The organism is Phascolarctobacterium sp. Marseille-Q4147, from assembly GCF_017968825.1.
GTDB lineage: Bacteria > Bacillota > Negativicutes > Acidaminococcales > Acidaminococcaceae > Phascolarctobacterium_A.
The window spans coordinates 992723-1012232 of the sequence record NZ_CP072874.1 but is presented as its reverse complement, the minus strand read 5'-3'; the positions used below and the strand labels follow the sequence as shown (position 1 = coordinate 1012232).

Below are 19510 nucleotides of genomic sequence, written 5' to 3'. Positions count from 1 at the left end.
AATAATAGCAAAAAGAGGCTCTCCTTAGGGAGAGCTGATGCCCGTCAGGGCGACTGAGAGGGGTCTGCATTCTTTGCGCTAAAGAATAACGTGAAGTTTTGCACACCCCTCTCCGTCATCGCTAAGCGATGCCACCTCTCCCCAAGGAGAGGCTTTTCATCAGCTAATTTTGCCAAACACCGAATTCAAAACACAAAGGAGATTCCCTATGCCTTTATACAGCATCAAAATGCGCGCATCAAAAGGTGATTTACATGTCAGCGGCGCAGAACGCATTATCCTGCAAGCCGATATCGGCAACGCTGTCAGCGCACTTACCGAGCGCGCTCTGCATCACGGCCTTGGCCGAGCAGACTTCATCAACGTCAAAATGGAAGAGGTCGCACCGGAAAAGCTGCAATACCTCGACGCTCTGCCTGTCAGCAAACGTCCTGCCGACACAGTAGAGGAAACCTATAAAATCATGAAGGAAATGCTCTGCGAGCTGGGACTAAAAGCCAAGGCAGATGCATTAATCGACCTTCTGCGTCACAACCATCCTATGCGCGGTGCAGTTCTCTACGACGTTGCCACCGGCACCAGACTTGAGCCTGACCACGAGCGCGGCATCCGCGTAACCTATATGGATGCTGAAGGAGCAGCAAGCAACTGCAGCGGCAAAAACCACTTCCGCGAAGCTATCGTACTGGCCACCAAGGTTGTTAACGCCCCCGGCATCATCGCCGAGCTGTGCCTTTCCGATGATCCCGATTACCTCGTCGGCTACCTAGCTTCCTTAAAGCATGGTTATGTACGCCTCATGCCGATGAAGGAAATGGGCAATCCGCATGGCGGTCGAGTTTTTATTTTTGACAGCAGCAAAGCTAAGGCTGAGGATGCTATCAGCTATCTGGAAAAGCAGCGTGTACTTGTACGCGGACTGCCAGTCGAAAAACCTGCTAATCCAAACCCGGAGCAGATTTTTGCCGACGAGCTGAAACAGCTTAAGGAGCAGAATCTTTACCGCTCTTTGCGCACTATGGACAGTGAACAAAGTAAATACGTTGAAATGCAGGGACGCAAGGTTTTAATGCTTGCCTCCAACAGCTATCTTGATTTGGCAGCAGATGCCCGCATTAAGCAAGCCGCTGCCGAAGCTGCGCTTCAATGGGGCGCAGGCAGTGGCGGCAGCCGTCTGACCACCGGCAACACCGCTCTGCATGAAGCGCTCGAAAGCAAGCTGGCACAGTTCAAGGGTACGGAAGCAGCTCTAGTGTTCAACACAGGCTATATGGCTAACGTCGGCATTATCTCCGCCCTCTGCAACAGCGAAAGCGTTATCTTCAGCGACGAATATAACCACGCCAGCATCATCGACGGTGCCCGCCTTTCCAAGGCACGCATCGTTGTCTATAAGCATAATGATATGCAGGACCTGGAAGCGAAAATTCTTGCTACTCCTTGCAGCAGAGGCCTGATTGTCAGCGACGCAGTTTTCAGCATGGACGGTGATATTGTCGACCTGCCTGCTCTCGTCGCACTCGGCAAAAAATATCATCTTCTCACCATGATTGACGAAGCACATGCCACCGGCGTTATCGGCAAAACAGGCCATGGCACCGTTAAGCATTTCGGCAACACTGTCCGCCCGGATATTCTCATGGGTACGCTCAGCAAAGCGCTTGGCGCCGAAGGCGGTTATGCCTGCGCCAGCAAAGTAATCATCGAATATCTCAAAAATAAAGCTCGCAGCTTTATCTTCGCCACCTCCCAAACTCCTGCTACGCTCGCCGCTGCGCTGCGAGCTATAGAAGTACTGGAGGAAGAACCGCAGCGTGCGCAAAATCTGCAGCATAACGTTGAGTTTTTCTTAAATGCATTGCATGCTGAAGGTATAGAAGCCTACTCTCCCACCGCCATCATTCCTATTATCATCGGCGATGAAAAGTCCGCTCTACAGGTTGCAGACGAGCTGCTGGCAAACGGCGTACTAGCCCCCGCCATCCGCTATCCGACGGTAGCAAAGGGTACTGCGCGCCTGCGTGTTGCCCTCATGGCAACGCACACCGAAGCGGAGCTGTCGCAGACAGCGAAGCTGATCGGTGCAGCAATCAGAAAGTATAAAAAATAAAGTACAAAAAAAGCAAGGCCTAGGAAATAAACCTCCTAAGACCTTGCCTTTTAATTTTTATAAACCAGCTTTTTCAGGCACTGTTATTTATGCTCAGACACATCCTCAGCATCAAGCACCTTAATTCCATGTGCAGAAAGTAACTTGGCGAACACGCCCTGCCCTTTTATCTTCTTGCCGCTGAAGCTGCCGTCATAAATCTCCTTCACGCCACAGCTGGGACTGCGTGATTGCAGAATTGCCAAATCCACCTTTTTTCCCAAAGCAACTGCCAACGCCTTCTGCGCCCCCTTGCGAAACTCCGCATCCACGCTGATGCCTTCCTTGTTCGTCACTACGCCTTCAACAATTTCTGCCGGCAAGCGAGGAGTAGACAGCCCACCCAACTGCTCCGGACAAACGCCGATAACCTCATGGCCTTCGATAAAATCCAACACGCTTTGATTTAAGTTATTGCCACCGTTATACTTACAGTTTTTGCCCAACAAGCAGGCACTCACGAGAATCTTCAAAGAAACATTCCTCCGTTATTATAAAAACAAGCTGCTAACATACCGGATGCTAACAGCTTATTTTCATATTTATTCTTCCTTGCTGATTTCTACAGAAATTTCCGGCAGCTTGCCGTCAATGCTTATGTTCTTATTAACCTTAGCATCGTAGGTTTCACCCTTAGCAATCTCCTGCAGGTCAATGCCGGTAGCACTCTTCACCGTATCGAAAACCTTCGCCATCACGGAAGGAACATTGCCGGAAAGACTGCCCATGCCGCCTTCACCGTAAAGCGTAATCTTATCCACCTTACTGAGCGGAGCAGCAACCTCTTTCGCAACCTGCGGCAGAACCTCAATCGCCATCTGAGCCATTGCAGCCTGACCGTATTTCTTCATAGCTTCGGCCTTCTTATCCATAGCCGCAGCCTCAGCTTCGCCCTTTGCTTTGATAGCGGCAGCCTCAGCCTCGCCCTTTACTCTGATAGCATAAGCCTCAGCATCGCCTTTCGCTTTAATAGCGGCAGCCTCCTGCTCCATAGCATATCTTTGTGCTTCTGCTTCACGTTGTTTCTTGGCCTGCTCAGCCAAAGCATCCTGTTCCACTCTGTACTTATCAGCATCAGCCTGCTTCTGAATGGTAGCAGCAAGAATCTGTTCTTTTACCAGCACCTCCTGCTTTTTCAGGTCAGCTTCACGCTCAGCCTTAGCAATCTGCGCATTTACCGTTGCCACCTCAATAGACTTTTGCTGTTCCTGCTGTTGAATAGCATAAGCAGCATCTGCCTCTGCCTTTTTAATATCGGCAGTACGCTTCAGTTCACTCTTAGCAATAGAAAGCTCATTCTGACGCTGCGCAATCGCCAGATCAGCATGCACCTGCGCATCATTAGCCTCTTTCTTGGCAGCAGCCTCGGCAATAGCCACATCACGCTCGGCAACAGCCTTGCTGATAGAAGCATCCTTACGGATTTTCGCCGTATTATCCGCGCCCAAATCTACAATCAGGCCATTATCATCAACAACGTTCTGGATATTGCAGCTCAGGATGCTGATACCCAGTTTTTCCATGTCCTTGGCAGCCTTCTTCAGCACTTCGTCGGAGAAGGAGTCACGATCGACGTTAATCTTCTTCAAATCAAGCGTACCGATAATCTCACGCATATTACCTTCAAGAGAATCCTGCAGGCTACGCGTAATATCCGCCGGCTCCATATTCAAAAAGTTTCTTGCTGCCAGATAAATACCGTTTTCCTTATCAACAATAATCTTGGCAACTGCATCAACCTTGACATTAATAAAGTCATTGGTGGGAACGCTCTGGCTGGTTTTGATGTCAACGGACATCTGCCCCAGATACAGCATATCCACGCGCTCCAAAAGCGGGATTTTAAAGCCGCCTATACCAATAAGGATACGCGGGTTCTTCGTCAGACCGGAAATAATGTAGGCCACGTTTGGTGGTGCTTTCACATAGCAGGTCTTGGCTGCAATAATAAATAAAATCAGGAAAATAATAACGAGAATAGCAATTCCATAAGTCAAAATAATTCCCCCTTATCATCTAAACGCTTTTAGTAAATCATAGCATAGGTAATCATGAAAGACAAGGAAATTATTCGTTACATTTTGAACATTTCTACAATACTTTAAACCATTATGACAAAAACAGAATATCATCTTTCCAGCAATTAACCTGCTAATCAAAAAAATTTGGGGTAGACTCTTCTCAAGCCTTACGATTTTGCTAAAATTCCAACTAGCAGGCCAGAAAATTTTTCAAAACACAAACAGACGCTAACACTATATGCAGAACAACAAATTCCCAACACATTGAAACTATATCGCAAGACCATTAAATACCTCACGTTGACAACAAAATACGCTCGTGGTAAAATCATCATAATTTATCAGAGGAATTGTAGCGCTCAAGCTATTGAAGTGGGATAGGATTCAAACGAATTTCATCCCGCTTTTTTAGATAAATTATGGTAATGCTCAACCCATAAAAGCTCTCATAGCTACTTATGTAACGAAAGGAGTTTTTAACAATGCAAATCAACAAACCAGAAAACACATTACAAAATATTTCCGTCGGCAGCAAAGAAATCAATGCAGCACGTGTAGCCTTTTTCCTGCCCGGCTTCGTCATTTCCACCTGGGCACCGATGATTCCTATGGTCAAAGCACGCCTGAACCTTGAAGCGGATGTACTCGGTCTTTTGCTTCTGTGCATCGGTATCAGCGCTTTTATCTTTATGCCTTTGGCCGGCGCACTCGTACAACGCTATGGCTGCAAAAAAGTAGTCATTACAGGCTCAACACTGATGGCACTAATTTCCGTGCTGCTTTCTTGCCTGCCAAACATCTGGAGCTATGCCATTGCGCTTGCTTCCTTTGGTGCAGTTATGGGCGCAACGGATGTCAGCATGAACACCAATGCCGTTATTGTAGAAAAGCTTGCAGGCCGCAGACTGCTCAGCGGCATGCATGCCTTTTGGAGTATCGGCTGCTTTGCCAGCGCAGGTCTTTTCAGCGTACTGGCATCTTCAGGCTTAGACGTAACGCTCATCGCCACACTGCACTGCGCTATCGTCTTAGCGTTACTGGCAGTTTTCGGCCGCCACTTACTGGATTATAAAAGCCCCGGCGGCGAAAAGGCCTTTGCTATCCCACGCGGCATTGTTATCGTTTTAGGCATTCTCGCCTGTATCTCCTTCCTCGTTGAAGGCGCAGTTATGGACTGGAGCGGCGTACTGCTAACCGAAGTGAAAAATATGGATATAGCGTTGGCAGGCACAGGTTACGCTATCTTTTCCGTTGCTATGCTCATCATGCGTCTTTTAGGCGATAAGACTGTGCAATTCTTGGGCGAACAAAAAGTAGTCATCGGCGGCAGCCTCGTAACGGCAACAGGCTTTGCTCTCGTGGTTATTGTAGATAACCTCTATCTCAACGCCTTCGCCTTCATTCTCATCGGCCTTGGTTGCGCCAACATAGTCCCTGTGTTTTATTCACTTTTGAAATATCAAAAGGACATGCCTATCAGCGCTGCGGTAACTTCTGTAACCAGTTTAGGTTATACAGGTGTTATCCTTGGTCCCGCACTTTTAGGCTTCATTGCCCACGGCATCAATATCAGCGCAGTATTCGAACTGGTTGCCTTATTGCTTGTCATCGAAGCAGTAATTGCAAAATATGTTTTCTGCAAGCTGAAAATGTAAAATACGTCATATATCAAAACGAGCCGGTTTTAGCACAATTGCTAAAGCCTGCTCGTTTTTGATTGCAAAAGTTTTGGGATATTTTTTCCCAAAACTTGTCGTTTCTGTATAGTTTTGGGAATTATTTTCCTAAAACTTTCGATAAATTGAATGTACTATACCTAAAACAATATCGCTAACGATACCGGAAAACTAAATTTGTAAAACCAACCTAGAAAACGCCACCCTCCGCGCTGCGCAGACCGGAACGGACGACGGACTCGCCGGCACATCTTTGTTACGCGAAAATTCACTGGCAACGGACCGACAGGGAATTTTTCGCTGGAGCGTTGACGAACCACTCAGCAGGCATACCTCACAAAATTCAGCGACGTGAAAAATTCTGCGAATCTAGTCGCCGGAATCCGGCGAAGCAGCTACGCAGGGCGTTTTTTGGATACTTTTTGCCGCCCCGGGCAAAAAGTATCACATACTACACCAAAAACGCTCCCCTGCTACCCGACGGCAGCAAAGGAGCGTTTGCAAACTTCCATATAAACTTTTACTTTTCCGCTTCAGCGCTCTTCACAACCGCCTTCGCAGCCTTTTCGAACTTGGTACGCGCCAGCATGACAAAATGTCCGCAACCACAGCATTTCATGCCAAAGTCCATACCCGTACGGGTAATTTCCCACTCATCACTGCCACAGGGATGAGCCTTTTTCATTTTAACGATATCGCCTACATTAACATCCTTACCGGAAAGCATTATTCAATACCGTCCAAAGTCATTACGTCGCTGACCTCATAGCCGGCTTCACGGATTTGCTCAATGATATCCATACCATTATTATTGAGAGCGGCACGAATGGTAACTTCAGCAGTACCATCGCCATGTTGCTTGGTAACCAGAGAAATAATATTAATGCCGTCTTCCTTCATAATGTTGGAGATTTCCGCAACAACACCAACCTTATCAGGTGCTTCGATAGTAATACGCAGGCAGTTGCGGTTCATACCCATAATTTCTACGATAGAACGGAAGATATCGCTGCGGGAAACAATACCGCAAAGCTTATTCTCCTGGTTAACAACCGGCAGAGCGTTAACTTTGTATTTATACAGCTTGTAGGCAACATATTCGATAGTATCATCTGCCTCAACGCTGATAACGCTACGTTTCATAACGTCTTTAACCTTCAGACGTCCTAGCAGATAATTAGCCTCATAACGGGAAAGGGTGCTGCTGTCACTGGGAGAAGCTTTGCCGATATCATCACTGGTAATAATGCCGCGTACGCGTTGCATATCATCTACAACCGGCAGGCTGATAAGTCTTTTGCCACGCATAATTTCGCGTGCTTCCAAAATGGATTGATCCTCTCGTGCAGTAACAACAGTGTCAGTCATAATATCTTTTACTAACATATGAGTTTTACCTCCTTTGACTATAGAACACAATCATTTTAATATAATCATTTTCACTTTAAGGCAGCTATGAAGCACCCCGACGCATTTGTATATTAATCAGCCGCCGAGGTATGCTTTGCGAACAGCCTCGCTGCTTGCCAGCTCCTTAGCTGTACCACTCAGAGTAATACGTCCCGTTTCCAGAACATACGCCTTATCAGCGATGGACAGCGCCATATTAGCGTTCTGCTCAACCAACAGAACGGTAGTACCGCTCTCGTTGATTTCTTTTATTATATTAAAAATTTCCTTTACAAGCAAGGGGGCAAGACCCATAGAAGGCTCGTCCAACAGCAGCAGCTTAGGACGGCTCATCAGCGCACGGCCCATAGCCAGCATCTGCTGCTCGCCACCGGAAAGCGTACCGGAAAGCTGATCCTTACGTTCCAGCAGACGCGGGAATTTTTTAAAGACCTCATCCATGTCCTTGGCAATTCCGTCCTTATCCTTACGCAGATAAGCACCCAGCTCCAGGTTTTCCATAACAGTCATATTAGCAAAAACATGACGACCTTCCGGAACCTGGCACAAGCCCATGCCAACAATTTTATGCGCCGGTACACCGGCAATATCATGACCTTCATATAAGATTTTACCGGTCTTCGGTTTCATCAGACCGGAAATGGTGCGTAATGTGGTAGATTTACCGGCACCGTTGGAACCGATCAGCGCTACGATTTCACCATCGGGAACATCGAGGCTGATACCTTTGATAGCGTGAATCGCGCCATAATATACATTGATATCTTCAACAGTTAACATCAGTTGATAACCTCCTCGCCCAAGTATGCTTCAATAACGCGCTTGTTGTGTTTTATTTCTTCCGGAGTACCTTCGGCAATCTTCATACCGTATTCCAGTACGTAAATACGCTCGCAGACACCCATTACCAGGCCCATATCATGCTCAATCAGCAGAATGGAAAGATTGAATTCCTTACGAATCCAACGAATCATTTCCATCAGCTCTTTGGTTTCCTGCGGGTTCATGCCGGCAGCAGGCTCGTCCAACAGCAACAGCTTCGGCTCGGTAGCCAGAGCACGCGCAATTTCCAGACGACGTTGCTTACCATAAGGCAGGTTCTTTGCTACCTCATGTGCTTCTTCCTCCAGATGGAAGATTTTCAGCAAATCAAGAGCCTTTTGTGTAATATATTCTTCTTCACTGAGATATTTGCCATCACGGACGATAGCATCAGCAAGATTATAGGTTACGTGCATATTATAAGCAATTTTTACGTTGTCGATAACGCTCAGCTCAGAGAAAAGACGGATATTTTGGAATGTACGCGCCATACCCATCTGCGTAACCTGGTAAGATTTTTTACCGCTGCTTTGCTGACCGTTAAAATATACCTTGCCTTCGGTCGGTGTATATACACCGGTAATCATATTGAAGGCTGTTGTCTTGCCGGCACCGTTAGGACCGATAAGGCCAATCAGCTCTCCTTCGTCGATATGCATGGAAAGATTGGAAACGGCACGCAGGCCGCCGAAAACCATGGATACATTATCTACCTTCAGCAGTTCTGCCATTGTCCTTACCTCCTAATTTAAACATTTTCAAGCTCAATTCCTTGCTGCCGAACAAGCCTTGCGGACGATACAGCATCAGGATAATCATGGTAACAGAATAGATAATCATACGCCATTCCGGGTAATCCGACAAGTAAGCGGAAATGAAGGTCAGCAAGGTTGCACCGGTAATCGCACCGGTCATAGAACCAAGACCACCCAAAACAACCATGGTCAGAATATCGAAGGAACGCATGAAGGTGAAGGACGCAGGATGCGCCAGGAAGAAGTAGTGGCTGAAGAGTGCGCCTGCAGTACCGGCAAAAGCAGCACCGAAGGTGAACGCCATTACTTTATATTTGGTAGTGTTGATACCCATGGTATCTGCAGCAATTTCGTTTTCACGGATTGCCAGGCAGCAACGGCCATAGGAGGAGTTTTTAAAGTTCTTGATGAAGAAGATGATAGCTATCATAATCCAGAAGGTATACGCGAAATTGGTCATACGGGGAATGCCCATCAAACCGGAAGCACCGCCGACATAATCAATGTTCAGGATGCATATACGGATAATTTCGCCTAAGCCCAAGGTGGCGATTGCCAGATAGTCACCATCAAGACGCAGCGTCGGCAAGCCAATCAAAAAGCCCAACAGGCCGGCGGCCAGGGTTGCTACAACCAGGCCTGCCTCAAAAGGCATACCCAGCTTAACCGTCATAATAGCACTGGTATAAGCACCGACTGCCATGAAGCCGGCATGGCCGATAGAGAACTGACCGGTATAACCGTTAATCAGGTTCAGGCTGACTGCAAGAATAATGTTGATGCAGATAAGGATAATGTTCAGCTCCCAGAAGGGACCTATGATTTCGCCAAAGAGCAGGCCTTGTACGATACCAAAAACGATAACGCAGGCAACTATGGCTTTTAAATCAAATTTTCTAATTGCATTCATACCATGTCACCTCAGACTTTCTCACGAACGTTCTTGCCTAATAAGCCGGAAGGTTTATAAAGTAAGATGATAATCAAAATACCGAATGCTGCCGCATCACGGAAGGTAGAGGAAATAAAGCCGCTGACCATTGCTTCTACAACGCCCAGGATAATACCGCCGATCATAGCACCGGGGATAATACCGATACCGCCGAGAACTGCGGCAACGAAGGCTTTAAGACCGGGCATCATGCCCATCAGCGGGTCAATAGAGTTATAGTAAACACCTACCAGCACGCCGCCTGCTGCTGCCAAAGCACTGCCAAGCGCAAAGGTAGTGGAAATTACACGGTCAATGTTGATGCCCATCAGCCTTGCAGCGTCAGCATCATAAGATACAGCACGCATAGCCTTGCCGGCTTTAGTTTTATTTACGATGTAAGTAAGAACTGCCATCAGGATAATGGCACTCAACAGGATAACCAGCTGCTGACTGTTAGCAACCAGAGGTCCAAGATGATATACTGTAGCGCCGAATACAGCGGGGAAGGTTCTCGGTTGCGGAGAAACCAGCAAAATCATGCTGTATTCCAAGAAGAAGGATACGCCGATTGCAGTAATCAAAATTGCGATACGCGGTGCATTACGCATGGGGCGATACGCAACACGTTCGATAATAATACCTGCGATAGCAGCGCCTGCCATCGAGAAAATAATTGCCGGGATAAACGGCAAGCCTAATTGGGTAGTAGCGAAGAAGCCAAAATAGGCACCCAACATATAAATATCGCCATGAGCAAAGTTTATCAGCTTAATGATGCCGTAGATCATGGTATAACCCAAGGCGATCAATGCGTAGATACTGCCGAGAGATACACCATTTATCAGCTGCTGAAAAAACTGATGGATCAAAGTCTCCATAATTTACCTCCCTAGAGATTTCAAAGATTTGTGTAAGCGGGACACGCTTACTTAAAGGAAAAGGCTGTTGCTACGCAAAACAACAGCCTCGTTGATTAAATCAGATTAACTACTAATGTAAACTATCAGGGATTAACTTTAGTTTTAAAGGTTTGTTTGCCATCTTTATGTTCGATAATTACAGCACTCTTGATCGGGTTATGCTGTTCGTTAAAGGTTACTTCACCGGATACACCCTTGAAGCCTTTAATCTTAGCCATTGCTTCAGCAATTTTAGCCGGATCAGCACTGCCTGCATCTTCGATTGCTTTTGCAACCAGCAGAGCGGAATCATATGCCAATGCTGCAAATACATCCGGGTTGGTGTTGTAAGCTTTTTTGTATTCAGCTACGAAGTTTTTGTTCAGATCAGAGGTATCGTCCGGAGAATACAGGCTGGAGAAGAAGGTGTTTTCCAGAGCAGCTTTGCCGGCAAATTCAGGAAGCTTAGCGCTATCCCAGCCGTCGCCGCCTGCCATAGGAACGGTGATGCCCATCTCACGAGCTTGTTTAACAATCAGGCCAACCTCCTGGTAATAACCGGGAATGTAGATGAAATCAGGTTGTGCAGCTTTAATTTTGGTCAAAGTGGATTTGAAGTCGGTATCCTTTTGCAGATAAGCTTCTTCAATTACAACCTGACCGCCGTTTTTAACAAAGTTTTCTTTGAAGAACTGTGCCAAACCTTTAGCATAGTCACTTGTATTATCGATATAGATAGCAGCCTTCTTCACTTTCAGTTCATTGGAAGCAAAGCTTGCCATTACAGTACCCTGGAACGGATCAATAAAGCAGGTACGGAAGCTGTAGGGTTTAACCTGTTTAGTTTTCGGATCAAAGGTAACGTCCGGGTTAGTGCCCATAGGTGTAATATCTACAACCTTAGCACCGTTGTTGATTGCACCGGATGCGATTACAGCAGAGGATTGGTTAGGACCGATTACTGCTACAACCTTATCCTGAGAAATCAGCTTTTGCATACCGTTGGTTGCTTCGGAGGCTTCAGATTTGGTATCAGCAACAACTAAAGAAAGTTTTTTGCCGCCCAGCACACCTTTTTCATTTATTTTTTTCAGTGCCAGGTCGATACCGTTTTTACTGGAAATACCGAAGGATGCGCTGCCGCCGGTCATTTCCAGCAGGCCGCCTACCTTTATGGTATCGCCGTCAGCTCCTTTAGAGCCGCCTCCACAACCGGTCAGCGCGCTCATAAACATAGCGCCGGCTGCTAGTACAGATAACAATTTAGTTACTCTTTTCATGGTTTATTCCCCCTCAGAAATAAATAAAATATATTTTTTATAGAGGGCGCATCCGGTAGACGCGCCCGGTCTAACTTAATAAATAACCCATGGAATAGAAGTCTTGTTGTACTTTCTGATATTTACTTGTAGAATTTTTTATGTTTATTTTTTTGTTAGCAATTACAGGCTGATTTTTTCAACCAGAGTCGGAGTACCAGATTCCAAACCGATAATCAGAGCAGGCATTACCGGGTTGTGGTTAGCATCAAAGGTGAGCTTGCCGCTTGCAACCGGCAGGTCTTTGGTTTCAGCAATTGCTTTAGCCAGTTTGGTACCATCAGTGGTGCCTGCGCGTTTCAGAGCATCTGCCAGGATCAGGCCTGCATTGTAGCCTTGCATTGCGAAGATATCAGGATCTTTTTGATATTTTTCTTTAAATTTCTTAATGAAGTCCTGAACGGATTTGTCTTCGTCTTTAGCATTGAAAGCACTTACATAGTAGCAACCCTTCAGAGCATCTTTACCGGCGATTTCAGCAAGTTTCGGGCTTTCCCAGCCATCGCTGCCCAGCATCGGGCAGGTAATGCCGATTTCGCGAGCTTGTTTGATAATCTTGGAAACTTCTTCATAGTAACCGGGAACGTAAATTGCTTCCGGATTGGATGCTTTAAGTTTAGTCAGAGCGGATTTGAAGTCAACGTCTTTAGCCAGGAAAGCTTCCTTAGCAACAATTTTACCGCCTTTGCCTTCCAAGGTTTTTTGGAATACTTCTGCCAAGCCTTTGGAATAGTCACTGGAGGAATCGTAGAAAATAGCTACGTTTTTAACCTTCAGAGTTTTATCGGCAAATACTGCCATTACCTGACCTTGGAACGGGTCGATGAAGCAGGCACGGAATACGAAATCCTTTACCTTGCCGTTTTCCACGGTAATGCTCGGTGCGGTAGCAGCCGGAGCAATTTGAGGAATCTTATTGGCAGTAGTAATAGGAGTTGCTGCATTTACGCAACCGCTGGTTGCAGGTCCGACAACAGCAACTACTTTATCTTGGGTAATCAGTTTGGTTACAGCGTTACCGGATTCAGCCGGCTCGGATTTGTTATCGCTTTCAACTACGCTGATTTTTTTACCGTTCACGCCGCCGTTTTTATTAAGTTCGTCTACAGCCAGCTTGAAGCCTTCGTTGATGGATTTACCGTAGTTAGCAACATTACCGGTTAATTCGAATGCTGCGCCAACCTTAATAGTATCTCCGGTATCAGCTTGTTTCTTTTCTCCGCCACAGCCTGTGAGCAATGCGGCGCACATCATAGCAGCCATAGCCGCAGATGCGAATTTCTTCCATTTTTTCATTTTGAGTCCTTCTTTCCCTTAAAAATAAAATATAAAACACAGTACCGGGAGTGTTCTCAGATTCAACCACTATCCCAGCAACTTTATGTAACCAATTATAGCTGTTATATTACACTTTTGTCAACGAATTTTTTCATGTTCATTGTATACATGAGTATTTTACACATAAACTGATACATTTTTTATGTTTTCTATTTTTGCGTTTATTATTTTAGTATTTTTGTGCTTTCTAAGAAAACTTTGTAGCTTTTGTGTCTTCTTGCTGCCTTTATAGCGCTCTGCCTGCAGATAGTGTATAATATAATGCAGAAGAATTACTTGTCTTTACAAATGCAGGCAAGATAATTTATAGAATGAGAGGTATTTATGAACTTTATTGCTTTATTTTTCTTGTGTGTGCGCATGTTTCATTTTATTCATTCCCACAAAATCGCCTATCTGCTGCAGCGCTTTTCCCGAATTTTAGACGAGCGCCGTGCCAACCCCGGCCGCAAGCAGGTCATTATTATCGACGGCAGCGCCACCACCTTTATCATTTACTTCCTGCTGGATGTTTTCTTTCTGTTATACTGCATCTGGCTGATGCTGCACGATACTACCTGGACACCGGGTTTTCTGCTGCTCGTAATTGCAGCTTTGGAATCCTTCGCTATTCACGCCCGCATCAGCGGTGCCTATGACGAGGACGAGGAAGGCTTTGTCTATCCCCGCACCTGGCTGCGCTACCTCTGCTTCGGTGAGAGCATGTTTATTCTGCTGAGGCTGTTCGAAGGCGCTTAACGCATAGCAATTTAAGGCGCAAAAATCCCGACAACATGTAATATGCTGTCGGGATTTTTCTTACACTGTTTAAATTACAAGAGTCTTTGCTCTTCCTCTGCCAGCGGATAGCTGGACTTACCGTTATCGATATCCTTAGCAAAGCAACGGCTTTCCTCTCTGCCGTAAATGCTGGTCATAATAACACCCTTATTATTCGCATCCGTAAGCAGCAGGGAGTAGCTCATTTCACCGCCCATAGCGTCAAAGGCATCGTAACGCACAATCTTAATATTCTGCAGACAGTTCTGCACCTGTGCATGTAGCTTCTGATGCTCATCCTGCAAAGCTGCCAGCTCATTCTGCACCGCATGCAGCTCCTGCAGCGTATCTGTCAGTACGACATCAATGTTGGCTTCTTTACCCTGAGTAAAGAAATCATATTTTTTTTGCAGCTTATTCAATCTTCCCTGAAGACTGAAGCACATGCCCAACGCAACCAACACAATAAGCAGCAGCACAATGATAATTGCTGCTGAATGTGTATTAACCAAAAGATTGGCCTGTTCCATCAATAAAAGCCCCCTCATACTAAAGCTTATCTAAATTACCAGCCCTTGAAGGCCGTTTTTCATCTCACTGTCACACGTCTGAAATCACACATTCAGACGCTTAGGCTCGCCGTTAAGCGGTTTTTCCTCGTGGCGTCCCTGCTGCAGCACCTCATAAATGCGCTCCAGGTCCTCAGCGGAATAATATTCAATGTGAATGGTACCGCCCTGGCGTCCCTGCTCATCCAGTTTAGGCACAACCTTAACCTTAGTACCCAAAAACTCTACCAGACGCTGTTCAAAGTCATGGCAGAAAATATCATTCTCGGTAGGCTCACGCTTAGGCTTCTTTTCCTTGTTATCCTTGTTCTTAGCTTCTTCTTCGATAAGCTCACGGACAATCTTCAGCTTCTTGCCTTCCTTCAGCTTACGCACAACCTCTTCCGTCATGCGTGAGCTCCAGCCGTTGGCAATAATCGCCTCCGCTACCTCGCACATCTGCTCCGGCTTCGGCAGTCCCAAAAGCTGCTTGGCCTGGCCCATCGTCAGCACGCCGTTGATAATCTGCTTTTGTACCTGCTCCGGCAGGTTCAGAAGACGCAGAATATTTGTTACTGCGCTGCGGCTACGGCCTACCTTTTCGGCAGTCTGCTCCTGCGTCAGCTTGAATTCCTGCATCAGGCGGCGCAAGCCCTGCGCTTCTTCAATCGGGTTCAGATCATGACGCTGAATATTTTCAATCAGCGCAATTTCCATCATCTTGGCATCGTCATAATCCTTAACGATAGCAGGTACCTTAGTAAGTCCGGCCAAGCCTGCGGCACGCAGACGGCGTTCGCCTGCCACCAGCTCGTAGCTTCTGCCCTTTTTGCGCACAACTACCGGCTGAACAACGCCAAACTCCTTGATGGAAGCGGCCAGCTCCTGCAGCTTTTCTTCATCAAAGTTACAGCGCGGCTGATACGGATTCGCTGCGATATTTTTTATAAGCAGCTCCTGTGCAGCACTTGCAGGCTCCTGCACTTTTTCTACAGCAGGACTGGTATTTTCGCCGAAAATTGCGCCCAGGCCCTTGCCTAAGCCGCCCTTCTTACTCATCCTCAATCACCTCACGCGCAAAGTCCATATACACCTGCGCACCCTTAGATTTGCTGTCATAGTCGATAACCGGCTGTCCGTGGCTGGGTGCTTCACTCAGGCGCACGTTACGCGGAATAATCGTCTGATACATTTTTGTTTTGAAGTACTTCTGTACCTCGTTCACAACATCCTGCGACAGGTTCGTTCTGCTGTCATACATAGTCATCAGCACACCCTCCAGCTTCAAGGCCGGGTTCAGGTTACGCTGTACCAGCTGAATCGTGTTCATCAGCATAGTAACGCCCTCCAGCGCATAAAATTCGCACTGAATAGGAATCATTACCGAGCTGGCAGCAGTCAGGCCGTTGATTGTCAGCAGACCTAAAGACGGCGGGCAATCAATAATAACGTAATCATAATTATGCTTTACTCTTTCCAGAGAGTTCTTTAAACGTCCTTCACGGTTCATCAGCGAAACAAGCTCTATTTCCGCACCGGCAAGCTGGATAGTAGCAGGCACCAGGTCCAGTCCTTTATAGGCTGTGTGCTTAATTACATCCTGCATGGGTACGTCACTGATAATCGCATCATAAATACATTGCTTAATATCACGTTTATCAAAGCCAAAGCCGCTGGTAGCATTTCCCTGCGGATCACTGTCAATCAAAAGTACCTTGCGTTCCAGCGCCGCCAGACACGCAGCCAGATTTACCGCCGTAGTAGTCTTGCCAACACCACCCTTCTGGTTGGCAATAGCAATTACCTTTACCAATTCGCTTCACCTCGTAGTCATAGTATATCTATTCTATTTTATCACACTTTACGTGCTCATGGGAAAAGAATTTTTGTTTATTTGATTTTGTACGCTGCTCCAGCGCCTCCCAACAGCAAAAAGCGCAGCACGCTTTCGCTTGCTGCGCTCAGGTTGTGTATTACGCTATTATAAATTATACGTTGAAGCGGAACTCGACAACATCGCCGTCCTGCATAACGTAATCCTTACCCTCCAGACGAACCAGGCCTTTTTCACGCGCTGCAGCCTTGCTGCCGCAGGCTACCAGATCATCAAAGGAAACGATTTCCGCACGGATAAAGCCACGCTCAAAGTCGGTATGGATTTTGCCTGCTGCCTGCGGAGCCTTGGTGTTCAGCTTAATAGTCCAGGCACGGGATTCCATTTCGCCCGCAGTCAGGAAGGTCATCAGGCCAAGCAGCTTGAAGCCTGCTTTAATCAGGCGGTCCAGACCGGTTTCCTCCAGGCCTGCCATTTCCAGATATTCCTTAGCCTCTTCTTCCGGAAGCTCGGCAACTTCGCTTTCCATCTTAGCGGAAACAACGATAACCTCAGCATTTTCTTCTGCAGCATATTTCTTTACAGCCTGTACATGCTCGTTACCGGACGGATCTGCAACCTCGCCCTCGGCAACGTTGGTAATGTACAGTACCGGTTTCATGGTCAGCAGATGCAGCTCACCCAGGAACTCCTGCTCTTCCTCAGTCAGGCCAAGGCGGCGTGCAGGCACACCATCAGAAAGGCCGGCCATAACCTTTTCCATTACAGCCTGCTCCAGCTTAACCTTTTTATCGCCGGTCTTTGCCAGCTTAACCAGGCGCTCCTGGCGCTTTTCAACTGTTTCCATATCTGCCAGGCACAGCTCGGTGTTGATGATATCGATATCACGCAGAGGATCAATGCTGCCCTCAACGTGGGTGATGTTGCCATCCTCAAAGCAACGTACAACCTCGGCAACAGCGTCTACCTCACGGATGTGGGACAGGAACTTATTGCCCAGGCCTTCGCCCTTGCTTGCGCCCTTTACCAGACCGGCAATATCTACAAAGCGCATAGCTGCCGGAACAATCTTTTTGGATTTAAACATATCGCTCAAAACATCTAAGCGTTTATCAGGCACATCAACAACGCCTACATTAGGTTCAATTGTGCAGAAGGGATAGTTTGCTGCTTCTGCGCCAGCTTTGGTAATAGCATTAAACAGGGTACTTTTGCCTACGTTAGGCAGGCCAACGATACCGACTTCTAAATTTGTACTCACGTAAATCGCTCCTCGTCATATATATTTAGTGCGTTAAAAACTCTGTATCTAATATATTTTACAATAATATGCTTTGATATGCAATGTTTAGACGCAAAATGGCACTCTTCCGCAGGATAAAAAAGAGACAGTCCGCAGACTGCCTCTAATTTTTGCGTAGGCTTAGAAATATTCCAGCTCTCTCTTAGCAAATGCACCGGTTACCGGGTTCATGTCAGCTTCTACTTTATATCTTGCAGTAATGAACTCAACATCATAATGCACATTGTTGCCTTCTTTTTCAGTTTCGATGACAATATTTCTTGCATCGGGATATGCTTCCAGAACGATTTGTCTGATATCCTCAGGAGTTTTTACCATCATCGTGCTGCCGGCAATATTGCTGCCTTTAATTTCTACTTCCTTAACCTTGGTAGTTGCCAGAACAACCTCTACCTCGTATTCCAGATAATTGTCATTATCACGGAAGTTCAAAACAGCTTCGCCGTCTTCTTCCTTGTAGCCATAAAATACAGCAGCAGCAGGAACCTCGGCACGTGCAGCATCAATAACCATCTGCTGATGGCTTTTAGCCGGTGCAGCAAAAGCTACTGCGCTCATTGCCAGCGCAGCCAGCATAGAAAGCAAAACTAATAATTTTTTAAACATTGGTATTCCCCCTTTGAAAAAATATAATCAGCTTACAGGACTTATTGTCTATCCAAAAGTCTGTTAGCGTAAGCACGCATAGAAGGATTTGCTACAGCCTTGAAATCTGCAGGCGGCAGAGCAAAGGCAGTTGCCTCATCTACAGTATTGGAAACCTCCAGAACCTTAAAGATAGGCAGATAGCTTACTTCGTAGCCCTTCCAGTCATCGGTATCCTTTGCATAATAGAAGTTCAGGCTGTTGGTGCCCTTGGTCATCTTATCATAATCATAACCGGTGTTTTCATCATTACCGCCCTGCGGACGTACATTGAACCAGCTGATTAAGGTTTCGGCAAAAGGAACGCTCATGCCCGGCAGCTCAGGAACTCTGTCATAGTTTTTATTGAGATAGTCAATAGTATACCAATAACCGTTCTTCACAAAGGAAACGGCATCCTTGATTACCTTGCCGTCACCATCGGTAGTAGTGATGCGCTCGGCGTTAATGCCGTTGGCTTCATTGTATTCGGTACGGTTGGTGCGCTTTTGCTGTGCAGTCGGCAGCTTGGCATAGGCTTCGGCAGTCAGCACCTCACGCATATCAATCGTCTGAGTTACAACCAGATGTACAGGATGCTTATCACTGTTCAGAGTGTTACCCAGCAGATGGATGGTACGCTGACCGGGATTATAGGCAAAAGCCATTGCTGTGCAAAGCATCGTAAAAACAAAAGTCAAAAATAAGGTTCTCAAAGATGTTTTCATGCAATTCACCTCGTATGTATAGTTCTATTATTATTATATCATGTTAACGCCTGCGTAAATAAGTAAATTTTTTGTGATTTTTACATAAACGAAAACCCCGCAGCCAAATGGCTACGGGGTATAAGTTTCGTTTAAACCGCCGTGCGAATTATTCGCAGGTGAACGGCAGCAAAGCAACGCAGCGAGCGCGTTTGATTGCTACGGTCAATTGGCGTTGGTGCTTAGCGCAGGTACCGGAAATACGGCGCGGTAAAATCTTACCACGTTCGGTGATATAGCGTTTCAGCTTATTTGCATCCTTGTAATCGATTTCTTCAACTTTATCAACACAGAAGCTGCAAACTTTTCTTCTAGGTCTTCTGCCTCTTTCGCGTTTCATTGCATAACCTCC

Annotated in this window: 20 protein-coding genes; 3 read left to right on the top strand and 17 right to left on the bottom strand. The window is 46.4% G+C overall.

The annotated features are described in order from the left end of the window. The first annotated feature begins 208 nt into the window (after positions 1-208). Entirely contained in the window at positions 209-2110 is a 1902-nt protein-coding gene (gene bioF, locus KAH19_RS04725) for an 8-amino-7-oxononanoate synthase (protein WP_210685312.1), read from the top strand. Between the two features lie 83 nt (positions 2111-2193). Here the strand turns inward: bioF and KAH19_RS04720 are convergent, their stop codons facing one another. Together KAH19_RS04720 and KAH19_RS04715 are read right to left on the bottom strand one after the other, a co-directional pair. After that, complete coding sequence (locus tag KAH19_RS04720) at positions 2194-2622, bottom strand: DUF523 domain-containing protein (protein WP_210685311.1); 429 nt, start codon at positions 2620-2622, stop codon at positions 2194-2196. 69 nt (positions 2623-2691) lie between these two features. Then, positions 2692-4152 (bottom strand): flotillin family protein, encoded by a 1461-nt coding sequence (locus KAH19_RS04715; protein ID WP_371816699.1) that lies wholly within the window; start codon positions 4150-4152, stop codon positions 2692-2694. A 500-nt stretch (positions 4153-4652) separates the two neighbouring features. Between KAH19_RS04715 and KAH19_RS04710 the strand changes: the two genes are divergently transcribed. Continuing rightward, positions 4653-5825, top strand: coding sequence for an MFS transporter (locus KAH19_RS04710; protein ID WP_210685309.1), 1173 nt, complete (start codon positions 4653-4655; stop codon positions 5823-5825). Positions 5826-6366: 541 nt separating this feature from the next. Here KAH19_RS04710 and KAH19_RS04705 read toward each other — a convergent pair. The 8 genes from KAH19_RS04705 to KAH19_RS04670 form a co-directional block, all read right to left on the bottom strand. Further along, the gene (locus tag KAH19_RS04705) at positions 6367-6573 is read right to left on the bottom strand and encodes a DUF951 domain-containing protein (protein ID WP_021719843.1); all 207 of its coding nucleotides are present in this window, start codon (positions 6571-6573) and stop codon (positions 6367-6369) included. After that, on the bottom strand, positions 6573-7232 hold the full coding sequence (locus tag KAH19_RS04700; RefSeq protein ID WP_210685308.1) for a CBS and ACT domain-containing protein: 660 nt from the start codon (positions 7230-7232) through the stop codon (positions 6573-6575). Before KAH19_RS04700 ends, KAH19_RS04705 begins: the two co-directional genes overlap by 1 nt. 99 nt (positions 7233-7331) lie before the next feature. Continuing rightward, positions 7332-8036: an ABC transporter ATP-binding protein gene (locus KAH19_RS04695; RefSeq protein ID WP_210685307.1), complete on the bottom strand. Its 705-nt coding sequence runs from the start codon at positions 8034-8036 to the stop codon at positions 7332-7334. Continuing rightward, complete coding sequence (locus tag KAH19_RS04690) at positions 8036-8809, bottom strand: ABC transporter ATP-binding protein (protein WP_021719845.1); 774 nt, start codon at positions 8807-8809, stop codon at positions 8036-8038. The genes KAH19_RS04695 and KAH19_RS04690 overlap by 1 nt, the downstream gene beginning before the upstream one ends. Beyond that, complete coding sequence (locus KAH19_RS04685; RefSeq protein ID WP_009145530.1) at positions 8784-9743, bottom strand: branched-chain amino acid ABC transporter permease; 960 nt, start codon at positions 9741-9743, stop codon at positions 8784-8786. Before KAH19_RS04685 ends, KAH19_RS04690 begins: the two co-directional genes overlap by 26 nt. Before the next feature lie 11 nt (positions 9744-9754). Then, positions 9755-10645: a branched-chain amino acid ABC transporter permease gene (locus KAH19_RS04680; RefSeq protein ID WP_210685306.1), complete on the bottom strand. Its 891-nt coding sequence runs from the start codon at positions 10643-10645 to the stop codon at positions 9755-9757. A gap of 125 nt (positions 10646-10770) precedes the next feature. Then, a complete protein-coding gene (locus KAH19_RS04675; RefSeq protein ID WP_210685305.1) occupies positions 10771-11946 on the bottom strand; it encodes an ABC transporter substrate-binding protein in 1176 nt (391 codons plus the stop codon). A 162-nt stretch (positions 11947-12108) separates the two neighbouring features. After that, on the bottom strand, positions 12109-13281 hold the full coding sequence (locus tag KAH19_RS04670; protein ID WP_210685304.1) for an ABC transporter substrate-binding protein: 1173 nt from the start codon (positions 13279-13281) through the stop codon (positions 12109-12111). 366 nt (positions 13282-13647) lie between these two features. Between KAH19_RS04670 and KAH19_RS04665 the strand changes: the two genes are divergently transcribed. Next, a complete protein-coding gene (locus tag KAH19_RS04665; protein WP_210685303.1) occupies positions 13648-14061 on the top strand; it encodes a hypothetical protein in 414 nt (137 codons plus the stop codon). 74 nt (positions 14062-14135) lie between these two features. On the opposite strand, the gene KAH19_RS04660 is transcribed toward KAH19_RS04665, so the two are convergent. From KAH19_RS04660 to rpsR, 7 genes are all read right to left on the bottom strand, one after another. Continuing rightward, entirely contained in the window at positions 14136-14612 is a 477-nt protein-coding gene (locus KAH19_RS04660; RefSeq protein ID WP_210685302.1) for a DUF4446 family protein, read from the bottom strand. Between the two features lie 84 nt (positions 14613-14696). Further along, positions 14697-15689 (bottom strand): ParB/RepB/Spo0J family partition protein, encoded by a 993-nt coding sequence (locus KAH19_RS04655; RefSeq protein WP_009145524.1) that lies wholly within the window; start codon positions 15687-15689, stop codon positions 14697-14699. Beyond that, on the bottom strand, positions 15682-16443 hold the full coding sequence (locus tag KAH19_RS04650; RefSeq protein ID WP_210685301.1) for a ParA family protein: 762 nt from the start codon (positions 16441-16443) through the stop codon (positions 15682-15684). The genes KAH19_RS04655 and KAH19_RS04650 overlap by 8 nt, the downstream gene beginning before the upstream one ends. A 175-nt stretch (positions 16444-16618) precedes the next feature. Further along, positions 16619-17725 (bottom strand): redox-regulated ATPase YchF, encoded by a 1107-nt coding sequence (gene ychF / locus KAH19_RS04645; protein ID WP_210685300.1) that lies wholly within the window; start codon positions 17723-17725, stop codon positions 16619-16621. 162 nt (positions 17726-17887) lie between these two features. Continuing rightward, on the bottom strand, positions 17888-18373 hold the full coding sequence (locus tag KAH19_RS04640; RefSeq protein ID WP_210685299.1) for a PepSY domain-containing protein: 486 nt from the start codon (positions 18371-18373) through the stop codon (positions 17888-17890). A 41-nt stretch (positions 18374-18414) separates the two neighbouring features. Beyond that, positions 18415-19119: a hypothetical protein gene (locus KAH19_RS04635; RefSeq protein ID WP_210685298.1), complete on the bottom strand. Its 705-nt coding sequence runs from the start codon at positions 19117-19119 to the stop codon at positions 18415-18417. A 148-nt stretch (positions 19120-19267) separates the two neighbouring features. Continuing rightward, entirely contained in the window at positions 19268-19498 is a 231-nt protein-coding gene (rpsR, locus tag KAH19_RS04630; RefSeq protein ID WP_009145516.1) for a 30S ribosomal protein S18, read from the bottom strand. Positions 19499-19510 lie beyond the last annotated feature (12 nt).

Coding starts and splice junctions, on each gene's coding strand:
- KAH19_RS04665 (WP_210685303.1), top strand. CDS start 13,648: ATGAACTTTATTGCTTTATTTTTCTTGTGTGTGCGCATGTTTCATTTT.
- KAH19_RS04640 (WP_210685299.1), bottom strand. CDS start 18,373: ATGTTTAAAAAATTATTAGTTTTGCTTTCTATGCTGGCTGCGCTGGCA.
- KAH19_RS04705 (WP_021719843.1), bottom strand. CDS start 6,573: ATGCTTTCCGGTAAGGATGTTAATGTAGGCGATATCGTTAAAATGAAA.
- KAH19_RS04685 (WP_009145530.1), bottom strand. CDS start 9,743: ATGAATGCAATTAGAAAATTTGATTTAAAAGCCATAGTTGCCTGCGTT.
- KAH19_RS04680 (WP_210685306.1), bottom strand. CDS start 10,645: ATGGAGACTTTGATCCATCAGTTTTTTCAGCAGCTGATAAATGGTGTA.
- rpsR (WP_009145516.1), bottom strand. CDS start 19,498: ATGAAACGCGAAAGAGGCAGAAGACCTAGAAGAAAAGTTTGCAGCTTC.
- bioF (WP_210685312.1), top strand. CDS start 209: ATGCCTTTATACAGCATCAAAATGCGCGCATCAAAAGGTGATTTACAT.
- KAH19_RS04700 (WP_210685308.1), bottom strand. CDS start 7,232: ATGTTAGTAAAAGATATTATGACTGACACTGTTGTTACTGCACGAGAG.
- KAH19_RS04660 (WP_210685302.1), bottom strand. CDS start 14,612: ATGGAACAGGCCAATCTTTTGGTTAATACACATTCAGCAGCAATTATC.
- KAH19_RS04710 (WP_210685309.1), top strand. CDS start 4,653: ATGCAAATCAACAAACCAGAAAACACATTACAAAATATTTCCGTCGGC.
- KAH19_RS04670 (WP_210685304.1), bottom strand. CDS start 13,281: ATGAAAAAATGGAAGAAATTCGCATCTGCGGCTATGGCTGCTATGATG.
- KAH19_RS04675 (WP_210685305.1), bottom strand. CDS start 11,946: ATGAAAAGAGTAACTAAATTGTTATCTGTACTAGCAGCCGGCGCTATG.
- KAH19_RS04655 (WP_009145524.1), bottom strand. CDS start 15,689: ATGAGTAAGAAGGGCGGCTTAGGCAAGGGCCTGGGCGCAATTTTCGGC.
- KAH19_RS04690 (WP_021719845.1), bottom strand. CDS start 8,809: ATGGCAGAACTGCTGAAGGTAGATAATGTATCCATGGTTTTCGGCGGC.
- KAH19_RS04635 (WP_210685298.1), bottom strand. CDS start 19,119: ATGAAAACATCTTTGAGAACCTTATTTTTGACTTTTGTTTTTACGATG.
- KAH19_RS04695 (WP_210685307.1), bottom strand. CDS start 8,036: ATGTTAACTGTTGAAGATATCAATGTATATTATGGCGCGATTCACGCT.